This window comes from Gordonia sp. IEGM753 (genome assembly GCF_050321825.1).
GTDB lineage: Bacteria > Pseudomonadota > Gammaproteobacteria > Pseudomonadales > Pseudomonadaceae > Aquipseudomonas.
Window position 1 is genome coordinate 123,112 of record NZ_JBNQGB010000006.1, and the last position, 14,616, is coordinate 137,727.

Genomic DNA, 14,616 nt, shown 5'->3' on the forward strand with positions numbered 1-14,616 from the left:
CCGTCTCCACATCAGACCGGTTCTTTCAGAAGAATCAGGTCAACTCTGGAACCAGGCCCGCCTCCACATCAGACCGGTTCTTTCAGGAGAATCAGATCAACTGTGGGAGCGAGCCTGCTCGCGATTGGGTGCGCAGCACCCACCGTCAGGATTTGACCGGCGGTTTGCGCAGCAAGCTGAACGCCATCACGGCCAGAAACAGCACACTCAGCAACAGCACCGCCCACAACCCGAACTTCTTCCAGTCAGTTTCCACTTTGGCCGCCGTGGTCACGGTCGGCGACGACGCGACCGCGGCGCCACTTTCAACCGTGGCCTTGCCCAGCGCCGCCAGTTTGGCCGCGCTGTAATCGGGAATCAGCGTCGACAACGGCAGGTTCGCCGCTTTCACCGTCGCACTCCCGAGCGCCAGCGTATAAGGCCCGGCACCGCGCGCGAGAAACACCAACTGCGTGGAACGCACCGCAAACCGGATCGTCGGCGCGGCAACACCCAAACCACCGCCGCGTTCATCCACTGTCAGTTTCAACTGCTGCACAGTGTGTCCCGGTAACGGCAGTTCATTTTGCACCACGTCTTGGCCGTTCTGCGTCAGGCGATACAGCAAACCGCTGGCCAGCGGTTGCCATGGCACGTTGCTTTCGCGGCGACCGGACAGTGTCACCGGCGCCAAGCTGTTGGGCTGACTCAACTCGACCTGCAAACGCTCAACGTTAAGGCCCATGGGCAATTGCCAAGTGTATTCACCCGCCTTGACACTACTGCCGGCCAACGGCCTGGACCAGACGAGTGGCAATGGCAGGCTTTGGCTGCTGACGCTTTCGAGTTGCGCCGACGTCAGGATCGGTGCCGATTGCGGCGTGTTCCACAACAACCGCAAATAACGCGCTGTCTGGCCTGGCAAGCCGACTTCATGTTGCTCAACGCGCTCATCGGCAAACGTCAGCCGTGCCACCTGGCCTTCCCCCCACGACTGCCAATGCTGCAAATCGTCGCTGGCCTCAATGCTGAAACGCTGAAAACCATCGCGCTCGCTGGTCCAGTCGATGATCAATTGCTGCAACGGCGCCTTGATACTACTGGCATCCAGCAACCAGCCGCGCAGCACTTCCTCGCCCACCTCCAACTGACTGGATGGCTGAACTTCGACCAACGTGCCATTGGCACTTGATTGCACGCGCACACTCGGCGCCCGCTCGGTGGCGTCAGCCGAGGCGTACAGCGGGAACCACTTCACGTCGGTCAGGCGCAGGTTTTCTGCCGTTTGCGCAGGTTCACGGGCGATGGCATAAGCCTGGGGTTCTCCCGCCGCGTTGAAAATGCGCACATCGCTCAAATCGGTTTGCCGCGCATTCAATTGCACGTCCAGGGGCAATTCGAGGCGATACCACGGGCCGTCACCGCTGACGGCCAGCGGCACTTGCGTGGCGAAGTCCGCCGGTTTTTCTTGCGCATGAGCGGACATCGCCACCACCAGCGCGGCCACGCCCAACCAACCCGGATTCCACTTCAGACTCAAGACGACACTCCTTCGGTTTGCGGCGCCGGTTTTTCAGGATCGACATCGCCTTGGCGCATACCCTCGGCACGTTTGGGCGGCAGCGGGGCAAAATAGCCCACCACCAGCAACAACACACCCACGCCGATAAACGACACGATCCGCGCGAGCCCGCCGCGGTTACTCAATTCTACAAAGAACAGTTTCGCCACCACCACGCCGATCAGCGCTGCGCCGATCAACCACACTTCGCGTCGATGACGCAGGTGCCCGCCGATCATCAGGCTCAGCGCCATCAAGGTCCACACGATAGACAAACCAGCCTGGACCAACATCGACTCCAGCAGCGCATCCCACTCATACGGCACGCCGCCCCAATGGTGGGCCGTGCGCATCACCAGTGCGGTAAAGAACACAAACAACGAAACGCCCGCGATCAGTTGCGTCGCGTGAGCGGTGTTATTCGTGCGGATCGACAACTGCGTCACCGCGCTACGGGACCAGACGTAAACGCCGAATAAGGCAAACAGCAGGCCCAACTCCAACGGGTTGATCAGCGGCACGTAAGGCAACGGTTCGGCAGTACCGTCGCTGACGATGTTCGCCAGCCAAAACCAGCCCAGCATCAGCAACGCCAAGGGCGCCGCGGCGTACAGGCGGTACTCACGCGCATAGGCCGACACCGGCCACGGCCAGGCGCGAGGTGCAGCCGTCAACACCAGATAGAGGCTCGGCAGAATTGCCCAGCCTAACCAGCGCCACGCGTTGTACTGCTCGGACAACAGCAGCAAGCCGTAACGCAACTCCAGCGCCAGCACGCCGATCAACAACCAACACCCAAGCACATGCGCAGCGCTCAGGGCACGCGTCGGCAACACGGGTGCCAGACGCTTCAGCGAGACGAAATGCACGGCAAATATCGCCACCCACGCCAGCCAGCCAACGTTGGCTGCCGGGTGATAACGCGCGTACATCGCATCAAGCAACACCAAACCGGCCGCGGGTATCAACGAGAGACAGAGCAAACCCAACGCCGGCCATTTCAGGCGTTGTGCGAGCAACGCCCACAAGGCAACAGTCACCGCCGTGGCGGCCAGCAACAACGTGGCGTGCAGCGCCACCGGTGCAAAACGCAGGACTTCGAGGCCCCACGCCAGCGCCCACCAACCGGCACCCCACACCAGCAACACTTGAGATAAGCGCTGCAAGCTCAGCGCATCAAACGCTGTGGCATGGTTGCCGAGTTGCAAGCGCCATGCGCCGACCAACGCGGTCAGGCTCAGCACCAACGGCGTCCAGAAACCACTGTGCGCCAGAGGTCGTAAACCTTCGCTGGCCAGCGATCCGAACAGCGCCGGACCGGACAACACAAACGCAGCGCCGCCAATCACCTGCAATACCAGACCGAAAATAAAACTCACGCGCTGCGTCAGGTACAGGCTCAACCAGATAATCAACAGACCACTGGCCGCCCACACCGCGCTCGCGGTTTGCCAGGGCAGTACGAACAGCACCGCGAGGTTGATCAGCACCAGTCCGGCCAGCAGCACCACCGACAAACCGCGCAATAACCGCACGTCGCTGCGCACCATGTCATCGCGGGCGGCCAGCAACATACCGGCGATCAACGCCAGCCCCATCAACGAAGCACTGAGCAAACCGCTCCAGCCTGCGCTGAATACCGCCGACGAATCAGCGCTCGAACCTTGCAGCTTCAGCAGGAACAACCCGCCACCAAGCAGTTGCACGGCAAACGCGGTGAACAGGAACGTTCGCGATTGCAGGCGTAACCCGACAAACAACGTGGCCAAACCAGCGAGTGCCCAACTGATCGCCGTGCCGTTAATAAAGAAGAACAGTGGCGCCAACAGATACAAAAAGGTCAGGCCGAGGGAGGCCAGCACGGGCAGCCCTTTACGCTCCCATGCCGATGCCTGCTCGGGTAATGCTTTGCGCAACTGATAGAAACTGAACAACAATGCTGCGCCGAGCATCAATGCGCCCAGCGGCGCACCGTCCAACAGGCTGCTTTCGCCAACACGCAGTCCACTGACAAACGCCAGCGCCGAGCCCAACTGCAACAGCAAGGCAAACGCACGAGCCAACGGTCGTTGCTGGCGCAGGCCGAGCCAGAAAATCCCCGCGCCCTCAACCGCCCAGGCCGCACTGGTCCAGCGAGCATCAAGGCCGAACGGAATCGCCAGACTGGCAAAGATCACGCCCAGTGCCAGGCAGGTTTCCGCCAACAGCAACGCGCGGCCGCCCATCAGCACGCGAGCCAGACCCATATAGATCATGCCCAGCGCCAAAGCGCTGAACGCGGCAGCGAACTCCAGGTGCTGGACCAGCGCAAACTGCAGACCGAAACCCACCAGCGGTGGCCCGAACAACATCGTGCCGTCGACGTAATCGCCCTTGCGCGCCGACCAGCGCAACAGAGCCTGGCGGCTGTCGTCCTCGGGCGCGTCGCTCATCTCCAACAACTTGCGCCGGGCGAACAGTAGACCGATGGCCAGGTACATCAGGAAAAACAGGATCAGAAACGGCTCGGTGCTCCACAGCAATTCAGGTGCATAGGAACGCAACCCCCAGGCGAAGCCGATACCGAAGGTGCCCACAAATCCAATGAGGTTGAGCAAACGCCAGGCCTTGAACCAGGCGATGGCCAGGATGCCGGCATTGAGCAAGGCAAAATAGCTGAACAACGCCACGTGATTGCTGGCGCCGGTGGACGTCAGGATCGGCGCCGCGAAACCGCCCAACGCGGCCACACACGCCAGCGCCAGCGAATCTTGCGTGATCGCCAGAATGGCCGAGAACACCGTCACCGCCACCAGCAACCCCAGCGCAGCAGTCGGATCAAGCAGCGGATGCAAACGCATCGCCGCGAACACCGTCAGGTACAACACGGCAATGCCGGTGCCCTGCAACATCAACGCATAGCTATTGTTGCGATGCCGCAGCCACCAGCCCAAACCGAGCAACCCCAGGGCTGCCGCAGCGACCCCGGCATAGCGTAATTCGATGGGCACGACCATGCCTTCGGTGGCGTAACGCAGCAGAAATGCCAGGCCGAGGAATAGCAACACCACGCCCACACGCAGTACGGTATTGCCGCCGAACAACCAGGCGCGGGCACCGCTGATGGCGCGCTCGATGAAGTGGGGGCCACGTGGCGCAACGGGTGGTTGCGGCTCGCGAGCGACTGGCTCGGGTTTCCAGGCATCGACAGGCAGCGGTCGACTGGTTTCAGTCGCAGCAGCAGTGATCGGTTCCAGTTCGGGAGGCAGTTCCCAGATCAGCTCGGGGCTGTCGATCGGGATTTCGTCGAGTGTGAACTCAGGCGTCGGGGCGGGCTCACTGGCAAGCGGCTCAGGGGTGTCCGGTACTTGCACGCCGGGCACCTCCAGTAAAGCCAGGCGTTGCTGGACCGAATTCAACGCTACCTGGGTTTGCTCCAGCAGGTGACGCTGCTCGGTGGCTTGCGAAGCCAAACGGGCAATACGAAAGGCTTGGCCTATACCCAGCCCGAGCAACGCGCCCAGTAGCGCGTCGCTGATGGACTCGTCGAGTACCCAGCCCAGCACCAAGCCAATCAGCATGAAAATCCATTGCATGGTCGATATCCCTAAGCAGCCCCGCGCTGGGGCGAATCCGGGCGATACAGCGTCTGGCCGAGTTTAGTGTGAATCCACACAAACCTGTGGGAGCGAGGCTGCTCGCGAAGAGGACCAACGTTCAACATTGAGGTTGAATGTCAAACCGCTTTCGCGAGCAGGCTCGCTCCCACAATGAATTGCCATGCTTACCGCTCGGTGTAACCGGTGCTTAGTATATCGATCCGGCCCAACAGGCGTTGGGCCTTGCTCGCAATTATTGCTAAAAGTTACTCCAGGGCCTTCCAGATCTCCGTCGCGTACTCACGAATGGTCCGGTCGGACGAGAACCAACCCATGCGCGCCGTGTTCAGCACCGCAGAGCGCCACCATTCCTGAGAATCGTGCCAATGCGCTTCAACACGCATTTGCGCATCCCAATAAGAATCGAAGTCGGCACACACCAGAAAGCGGTCGTAGTCCACCAACGAGTCGATCAAACCGGCGTAGCGAGATGGATCATCGGGTGAGAACACTCCGCCGCGTATCGCTTGCAGCACATCATTCAAACGATGCGAGGCAGCGATGTCCGGCGCGGCACTGAACTCATGGTTCTGCTTGCGCGCTTCAACCTGCTGCGCGCTGAGACCAAAGATAAACATGTGCTCGGCACCAATGCGCTCGCACATTTCCACGTTGGCGCCATCAAGGGTACCGATGGTCAGCGCGCCGTTGAGGCCGAACTTCATGTTGCTGGTACCGGAAGCCTCGAAGCCTGCGGTGGAAATCTGCTCGGACAAATCCGCCGCCGGAATAATGCTCTCCGCCAGGCTGACGTTGTAGTTGGGCAGGAACACCACTTTCAGCAACCCGCGCACTGTCGGGTCGTTATTGACCACCCGAGCGATATCGTTGGTCAACTTGATGATCAGTTTGGCCTGGTGATAACTCGCCGCAGCCTTGCCGGCGAAGATTTTCACTCGCGGTACCCAGTCAACTTCCGGCTCGGCCCGGATCGCCTGGTACAGCGCCACGGTGTGCATCAGGTTAAGCAACTGACGCTTGTATTCGTGGATCCGTTTGACTTGTACGTCGAACATCGCCGCCGGGTTGACCGCCACCCCAAGCCGCTCGTGAATGATGTACGCCAAGGCCTTTTTACTGTGCAGACGCTGTTCGGCAAACTGCTTGCGGAAGGATTGCTTCTCGGCAAACGGTTCCAGTTCCAGCAGACGCTGCTCGGCGTTATCCAGCAGATCGGGCCCGAGGGCATCGACCATCATTGATGTCAGTTCGGGGTTGGCCTGATACAGCCAGCGGCGGAACGTAATGCCGTTGGTTTTGTTGTTGATCCGCTCCGGGTACAACTTGTGCAACTCGGAGAACACCGTTTTGCGCATCAGTTGCGTGTGCAGCCCGGACACGCCGTTGACACTGTGCGAGCCCAGGAATGCCAGGTTGCCCATGCGTACGCGACGGCCGTTGTCTTCCTCGATCAGCGACACCGCGCGCAGGACGTCGAAGTCATGCACACCTTTGGCGCGCAGCGAATCGATGTGCTGGGCGTTGATCAGGTAAATAATCTGCATGTGTCGCGGCAGCATCCGCTCCATCAAACCGACCGGCCAGGTTTCCAGCGCTTCGGGCAACAGTGTGTGGTTGGTGTATGACAGCGTATCGACCGTCACCTGCCATGCCGCATCCCACGCCACGTCATAGATGTCGACCAACTGGCGCATCAGTTCGGCCACGGCAATGGATGGGTGTGTGTCATTCAGCTGGATCGCCGCGTGATCGCCCAGTGTCAGCACCGAGGTGTGCATGTTGCGATGCCGACGCAGCAAATCCTGCAGCGAGGCCGCAACAAAGAAGTATTCCTGACGCAGGCGCAATTCCTGGCCGGCCTCGGTGCTATCAGCCGGGTACAGCACGCGCGAAATGCTTTCAGCCCGGGCGACTTCGGCAACGGCGCCCAAGTGGTCACCGGCATTGAAGCGCTCCAGGTGCAGATCTTCCATGGCACGGGCGCGCCACAGCCTTAACGTGTTGACGCTAGCACCGCGCCAGCCAACCACCGGTGTGTCGTAGGCAATCGCGCGAACGGTTTCTACCGGCGTCCAGACCTGTTTGGTCTTGCCGGTTTCGTCGGTCACCGTTTCTACACTGCCGCCGAAGCCGATCGGGTAAACGACCTCCGGCCGCTCGAACTCCCACGGGTTACCGAAATCCAGCCAGTGTTCGGTTTGCTCCTGTTGCCAGCCATCGACAATCGCCTGACGGAACAACCCGTGCTCGTAACGAATCCCATAGCCATGGCCGGCAATGCCGAGCGTCGACATGCTTTCCATGAAGCACGCCGCCAGGCGACCAAGGCCACCATTGCCCAGCGCCGCATCGGGCTCCAGCAGGCGGATACGCTCCAGGTCTACACCCAGTTCTGTCAGGGCTTCACGGGCGACATCGAGTAAGCCGAGGTTGCTAAGGCTGTCATACAGCAGCCGGCCGATCAGAAATTCGAGAGACAGGTAGTAAACCCGTTTTTGACCTTTGCGGTAGATCTGCCGCGTGTGATCCATCCAGTGTTCAACCATGTGATCGCGCGCTGCCAAGGCAATGGCTTCGAACCAGTCGTGGTCGAAGGCGTGATCCGGGTCTTTACCCACCGCGTAAGTGAGTTTGGTCAAGACGGCGTCGCGGAATGCGGCCACCTCTGCTTCGCGAACAAGTGGTTCTTGAGTCATCGATAGGACCTCGAGCGAGCTTTGAGTTGTCTGAGCCTAGTCGGTCTGACAGGTGGTAGAGGCTCTGGTTCGGCAGTTTTTCGTGTTAATCCGAGTTAGCCCGGCATTGCATTGTCATGTGCCTGAATGAATGCAGGGGCCGTGCCGGATTTCATGACTTATCCGGTCCCTTACAAAAAAATCTGGCGAAAGGTTGTTCAAAAATCCACCAGTCCCGGTATGATCGCGCGCCCTGATGCACACGCTGGTAACAACCGATGATGAAACCCAACCTGATCGCTGCTGCAGAGATAGATCGCCTCGATACTTGGGCCAAGTACTCTGCGCCTATGTGCGGCTCGTGCGTGTCCAGCTGTTGCACCCTACCGGTCGAGGTCAAGATCAAGGATCTGATCCGGATCGGCATCGTCGACGAATTCGAACGCGGTGAGCCGCCGAAGAACATCGCCAAGCGTCTGCAGAAGGAAGGCATCGTCGAGCGCTACAGCCAGAAGACCGAAATATTCACCCTTCAGCGCATGAGCAACAACGATTGCCTGTACCTGGATCGTAAGAGCCGTTTGTGCACTATTTATGATAAGCGCCCAGATACTTGCCGCAACCACCCAAAAATCGGGCCACGCCCAGGGTATTGCGCTTACAAGCCAAAAGAAGTGGCGCGCGAGACCAGCGAAAGCCGTCGCACGCTCGAGAAATTCTGATCCGAAATCTAGCTGCCTGACAGGCACTCATCGCGAGCAGGCTCGCTCCCACCTTTGATTTGTGTAACGTACAAATCCCTGTGGGAGGCTGCTCGCGATGAGGCCGGCACAAACACCGCACAAACCCCAGACAAACAAAAACGCCCCCGACCTTGCGGTCGGGGGCGTTTTTTTGCCAGCTAACTAAATATCTTAGTTACCGGACTTCTTGGCAGCGCGGGTACGCTCGCTTTCGCCCAGGATCTTCTTGCGAAGACGGATGGACTTAGGAGTGACTTCGCACAATTCGTCTTCTTGAACGAATTCCAGAGCCTGCTCCAGGGTGAAACGGATAGGCGGAACCAAAGCGATGGTTTCGTCTTTACCCGAGGCACGCATGTTGTCGAGCTTCTTGCCCTTGGTTGGGTTAACGCCCAGGTCGTTGTCGCGGCTGTTGATGCCGACGATTTGACCTTCGTACACGTCTTCACCGTGACCCAGGAACAGTTTGCCGCGAGCTTGCAGGGTTTCCAGCGAGTAAGTCAGCGCCTTACCGGTAGCAACCGAAACCAGCACGCCGTTCTGACGGCCGGACATGTCGCCGGACTTCATCACGTCGTAACGGTCGAAGATCGAGGTCAGGATGCCTGCACCGGAGGTCAGGGTCAGGAACTCGTTACGGAAACCGATCAGGCCACGTGCCGGGATGTTGTACTCAAGGCGCACACGGCCCTTGCCATCCGGAACCATGTTGGTCAGGTCGCCTTTACGGATACCGATCTGTTCCATGATCGAACCTTGCGATTCTTCTGGCAGGTCGATGGTCACGTTTTCGTACGGTTCGTGCTTCACGCCGTCAACCATGCGGATGATCACTTCCGGACGACCAACACCCATTTCGAAGCCTTCGCGACGCATGGTTTCGATCAGTACCGAGAGGTGCAGCTCACCTCGGCCGGAGACTTTGAACTTGTCGGCGGTGTCGCCTTCTTCAACGCGCAGGGCAACGTTGTAGAGCAGTTCCTTGTCCAGACGCTCTTTGATGTTACGGCTGGTGACGAACTTGCCTTCACGGCCGCAGAACGGCGAGTCGTTAACCTGGAAGGTCATCGAAACGGTTGGTTCGTCAACGGTCAGCGGCTTCATCGCTTCAACATTCAGTGGGTCGCACAGAGTGTCGGAGATGAACAGCGAATCGAAGCCGCTGATGCAGACGATGTCGCCGGCAGCTGCTTCTTCAACGTCGATGCGGTGCAGACCGTGGTGACCCATCAGCTTCAGGATACGGCCATTGCGGCGCTTGCCGTCGGCATCGATTGCCACAACCTGGGTGTTCGGCTTGACGCGACCACGAGCGATACGGCCAACGCCGATAATGCCCAGGAAGCTGTTGTAGTCCAGTGCCGAGATTTGCATCTGGAACGGGCCGTCACGGTCAACTTTAGGTGCTGGTACGTTGTCGACGATCGACTGGTACAGCGGGGTCATGTCTTCAGCCATGTCGGTGTGTTCCAGACCGGCAATGCCGTTCAGGGCCGAGGCGTAGACGACTTTGAAGTCCAGCTGTTCTTCGGTAGCGCCCAGGTTGTCGAACAGGTCGAAGATCTGGTCCAGAACCCAATCCGGACGTGCGCCCGGACGGTCAACCTTGTTGATCACCACGATTGGACGCAGGCCGGCTTCGAAAGCCTTCTTGGTCACGAAACGGGTTTGCGGCATAGGGCCGTCTTGAGCGTCAACCAGCAGCAGAACGGAGTCAACCATCGACATTACGCGTTCAACTTCGCCGCCGAAGTCGGCGTGGCCCGGGGTGTCCACGATGTTGATGTGGTAGCCGTTCCAGTTGATGGCGGTGTTTTTCGCCAGAATGGTAATACCGCGTTCTTTCTCCTGGTCGTTGGAGTCCATCACGCGCTCGTCGTTGAGCTCGTTGCGCTCCAGGGTGCCGGATTGACGCAAGAGCTTGTCTACCAGGGTGGTCTTACCATGGTCAACGTGAGCAATGATGGCGATGTTGCGTAGATTTTCGATCACTTGTGTATCTCGATCAGAGGATTCGGTGTGCTGACAAGTCCTGGCAGCGATTAACGTGTCGTCCGGCAAAGCCGTTACAGCTTGACGGCGGCGTCGGGGGGCCGGTGACGCAGGCCACAGGCAAACAGCCCCGGGCACTTAGCTCGGTCGATAAACGCGCACATTGGCATGCCCCTCACTGAGCAAATGGTGGGCATGCAGGCGACTCATCACGCCTTTGTCGCAATACAGCAGGTACTGGCGAGTAGGGTCCAGTTCCTTGAAACGAGCGTTCAATGCATAGAAAGGCATCGCGTGTACCTCGATACCAGCCAGGGCCAGCGGATCATCTTCAGCGGCATCCGGATGACGGATGTCGATGACGATTTGCCCCGCCAGCGCTTCGCTGACTTCTTCAATCTGCAAATCCTGGCCCAATTCGTCGATTACGCGATCGATTGGCACCAGTTTGGCGTTCTCGAGCGCACGCTCAAGCACCGCCATGTCGAATTCTTTCTCTTCATGCTCCACGCGAGGACGCTTGGCGTGGGTCTTTGGGTTCACCGAGATGACCCCGCAGTATTCCGGCATGTGCTTGGCGAAATCGGCAGTACCGATTTCGTTGGCCAGATCGATGATGTCCTGCTTGTGACTGGCGATCAGCGGGCGCAATACCAACTTGTCGGTCACGCAGTCGATCACGGACAGGTTCGGCAGTGTCTGGCTCGAAACCTGAGAAATCGCCTCGCCGGTTACCAGCGCGTCGATTTCCAGCCGATCGGCAATACGGGAAGCAGCGCGCAACATCATACGCTTCAAAACTACACCCATATGACTGTTATCGACTTTCCCGAGAATTTCTCCCAATACTTCTTCGAACGGCACACTGACAAATAACACGCGTTGGGAGCTGCCGTACTTCTTCCAGATGAAGTGCGCGACTTCCATAACGCCCAGTTCATGGGCCCGTCCGCCCAGATTGAAGAAGCAGAAGTGGCTCATCAGGCCGCGACGCATGATCTGGTAGGCAGCCACCGTGGAATCGAAGCCGCCAGACATCAATACAAGCGTCTGCTCCAACGCGCCCAGCGGATAACCGCCGATGCTGTTGTGCTGGCTGTGAATCACAAACAACCGTTTGTCGCGAATTTCGATTCGAACTTCGATTTGCGGGTCTTTCAGCGAAATACCCGCGGCACCGCACTGACGACGCAGTTGGCTGCCGACGTATTTTTCAACGTCCATCGAGCTGAATTCATGCTTGCCGGCACGCTTGCAACGCACCGAAAAAATCTTCCCGGCCAGTGCTTCACCGAAGTGCTGCTTGCACTTGGCAACGATGTCGTCAAAGTCGCCCAGCGGGTATTCATCGACCTGCAGAAAATGCGCGATGCCCGGCATGCAACTCAGGCGATCGGTCATCTCCTTCAGTACTTTGGGCTCGCCCACGCGGGTTTCAAGCTCGAGATTGTCCCACACACCGTTCACCACCACGGCCGGGTCCAGATCGCGGAGCACGGTGCGGATGTTTTTAGCCAACTGACGGATGAAACGCATCCGTACCGGGCGGCTTTTAATGGTGATCTCGGGGAAGACTTTTACGATTAGTTTCATGAAAACAGCGCGCGCTGGGCCAGCCGAAAAAGGGGGGCGCGGATTATAGCGGAAATTGTTCAAGGTTTAACCAGTTAATGTGCAGAAGGTTTTGCTCGCACCAAAACAGGTCATTTTAAGAATCCAACGCCACATTAGAGGGCGTAATTTTCCACTTAAAGGCGCTTTGTACGTTTATGAGCGTGAATTTGGGGCAAAAAACCCATGGTGGGGCACTGGCATGCAATTTGCTCCCTTGTGAGGCAGGTTGCCATGGCAGAGTATTCGCGCCGGCATCACCCACATTCTAAGGGCATCCACTACTTAAGCCCGAAGCCACCCGGAGGACACTATGTCGAAGTCGGTTCAACTCATCAAAGATCATGACGTCAAGTGGATTGATCTGCGCTTCACGGACACCAAAGGCACTCAGCACCACGTGACCATGCCGGCTCGCGACGCGCTGGATGACGCTTTCTTTGAAGAAGGCAAAATGTTCGACGGTTCCTCCATTGCTGGCTGGAAAGGCATCGAAGCCTCCGACATGATCCTGATGCCGGACGACAGCACTGCCGTTCTTGACCCGTTCACCGAAGAGCCAACCCTGATCCTGGTTTGCGACGTGATCGAGCCTTCGACCATGCAAGGCTACGACCGCGACCCACGCGCCATCGCCAAACGTGCCGAGGAATACCTGAAGTCGACCGGTATCGGCGACACCGTATTCGTAGGTCCAGAGCCTGAATTCTTCATCTTCGACGAAGTGAAATTCAAGTCCGACATCTCCGGTTCCATGTTCAAGATCTACTCCGAACAAGGTTCGTGGATGTCCGACCAGGACGTTGAAGGCGGTAACCGTGGCCACCGTCCAGGTGTCAAGGGCGGCTACTTCCCGGTTCCTCCGTTCGACCACGACCACGAAATCCGTACCTCCATGTGCAACGCCATGGAAGAAATGGGCCTGGTCATCGAAGTTCACCACCACGAAGTGGCAACGGCTGGCCAAAACGAAATCGGCGTGAAGTTCAACACCCTGGTTGCCAAGGCTGATGAAGTTCAAACCCTGAAATACTGCGTACACAACGTAGCTGATGCATACGGCCGCACCGCGACCTTCATGCCTAAGCCTCTGTACGGCGATAACGGTTCGGGTATGCACGTTCACCTGTCCATCGCTAAAGATGGCAAGAACACCTTCGCTGGCGAAGGCTATGCCGGCCTGTCCGATACCGCCCTGTACTTCATTGGCGGCATCATCAAGCACGGTAAGGCTCTGAACGGCTTCACCAACCCGTCGACCAACTCCTACAAGCGTCTGGTCCCAGGTTTTGAAGCACCGGTAATGCTGGCCTACTCGGCTCGCAACCGTTCCGCTTCGATCCGTATTCCTTACGTGTCCAGCCCTCGCGCTCGCCGTATCGAAGCTCGCTTCCCGGATCCAGCAGCTAACCCGTACCTGGCCTTCGCTGCCCTGGTAATGGCTGGCCTGGACGGCATCCAGAACAAGATCCACCCAGGCGACGCTGCTGACAAAAACCTGTATGACCTGCCGCCTGAAGAGGCGAAAGAGATCCCACAAGTTTGCGGCAGCCTGAAAGAAGCCCTGGAAGAGTTGGACAAGGGCCGCGCGTTCCTGACCAAGGGCGGCGTTTTCAGCGACGATTTCATCGACGCTTACATCGCCCTGAAAAGCGAAGAAGAAATCAAGGTTCGCACCTTCGTACACCCACTGGAATACGAGCTGTACTACAGCTGCTGATCCAGTAGCGCCTGCGCAAGCGGCGTGACAGAGGCCTCCTTCGGGAGGCCTTTTTTGTGCCTGCGATTCGTCGGCTACCGATGAATCCATGTGGGTTTTTGTGCTGTCTGATAGAGCGAGGCAAATCATGCCCAAATGTTAACGACTTGGGCCAACCGTCGCCCCTGGCCTATGCTGCAACCCAACGCCTTCGCTTGCGGTCAATTTTATGGGTCGTGGTTTCCTACTGATATTGCTGTTGATCGCCCTGCCCGTAGCAGCGCAGATCTACAAGTACACCGACGCTGCCGGCAACACTGCCTACAGCAACCAGCCGCCTGATGGCGTGCAGGCGCAACCGGTCGAGTTACCACCGCTCAACAGCGTCACGCCTCAGCCACCGGTCGAATCCGCCACGCCCACCCACAACCAAACAGCCCAATCACCCGCCAGCGCCTATGAAGTGCTAGAGCTTAGCGGTTTGCCGAGCGAGGAAGCCTTGCGCGCCAACAACGGCACATTCACAGTCAGCGTGATGATCAAACCGCGCCTGCAAGGCACACATTTATTGAGGTTGCTGCTGGACGATCAACCTTATGGCCAGCCAAGTAACGTGCCGATCCTGCAACTGGTGAACGTCGACCGGGGCGAACACCGTCTCGCGGTACAGGTCATCAGTGGCGAAAACGTTATCCAGCAAAGTCCGACCGTGACGTTGACCGTGCAACGGGTGCACACACCGTGAGGTGGTGGCTGC

At 58.5% G+C, this 14,616-nt stretch carries 8 protein-coding genes; 3 read left to right on the top strand and 5 right to left on the bottom strand.

The window, feature by feature from the left end; genetic code table 11:
- Positions 1-145: 145 nt before the first annotated feature.
- The 3 genes from ACQR3R_RS24540 to ACQR3R_RS24550 form a co-directional block, all read right to left on the bottom strand.
- Positions 146-1,519, bottom strand: a complete 1,374-nt coding sequence (locus ACQR3R_RS24540; protein ID WP_428276263.1) for a DUF3999 family protein — start codon at positions 1,517-1,519, stop codon at positions 146-148.
- A complete protein-coding gene (locus ACQR3R_RS24545; RefSeq protein WP_428276265.1) occupies positions 1,516-5,115 on the bottom strand; it encodes a DUF2339 domain-containing protein in 3,600 nt (1,199 codons plus the stop codon). Before ACQR3R_RS24545 ends, ACQR3R_RS24540 begins: the two co-directional genes overlap by 4 nt.
- Positions 5,116-5,384: 269 nt before the next feature.
- A complete protein-coding gene (locus ACQR3R_RS24550; RefSeq protein ID WP_428276267.1) occupies positions 5,385-7,835 on the bottom strand; it encodes a glycogen/starch/alpha-glucan family phosphorylase in 2,451 nt (816 codons plus the stop codon).
- 257 nt (positions 7,836-8,092) lie between these two features.
- Here ACQR3R_RS24550 and ACQR3R_RS24555 point away from each other — a divergent pair, with 257 nt between their 5' ends.
- Complete coding sequence (locus tag ACQR3R_RS24555; protein ID WP_428276269.1) at positions 8,093-8,536, top strand: YkgJ family cysteine cluster protein; 444 nt, start codon at positions 8,093-8,095, stop codon at positions 8,534-8,536.
- Positions 8,537-8,728: 192 nt separating this feature from the next.
- On the opposite strand, the gene typA is transcribed toward ACQR3R_RS24555, so the two are convergent.
- Both typA and thiI read right to left on the bottom strand, forming a co-directional pair.
- Positions 8,729-10,549: a translational GTPase TypA gene (typA, locus tag ACQR3R_RS24560; protein ID WP_201115329.1), complete on the bottom strand. Its 1,821-nt coding sequence runs from the start codon at positions 10,547-10,549 to the stop codon at positions 8,729-8,731.
- Positions 10,550-10,687: 138 nt separating this feature from the next.
- On the bottom strand, positions 10,688-12,142 hold the full coding sequence (gene thiI / locus ACQR3R_RS24565; RefSeq protein WP_428276271.1) for a tRNA uracil 4-sulfurtransferase ThiI: 1,455 nt from the start codon (positions 12,140-12,142) through the stop codon (positions 10,688-10,690).
- 331 nt (positions 12,143-12,473) lie between these two features.
- Between thiI and glnA the strand changes: the two genes are divergently transcribed.
- Together glnA and ACQR3R_RS24575 are read left to right on the top strand one after the other, a co-directional pair.
- Entirely contained in the window at positions 12,474-13,880 is a 1,407-nt protein-coding gene (gene glnA / locus ACQR3R_RS24570) for a glutamate--ammonia ligase (protein WP_428276273.1), read from the top strand.
- A gap of 208 nt (positions 13,881-14,088) precedes the next feature.
- A complete protein-coding gene (locus tag ACQR3R_RS24575; RefSeq protein ID WP_428276275.1) occupies positions 14,089-14,604 on the top strand; it encodes a DUF4124 domain-containing protein in 516 nt (171 codons plus the stop codon).
- Positions 14,605-14,616: the final 12 nt, after the last annotated feature.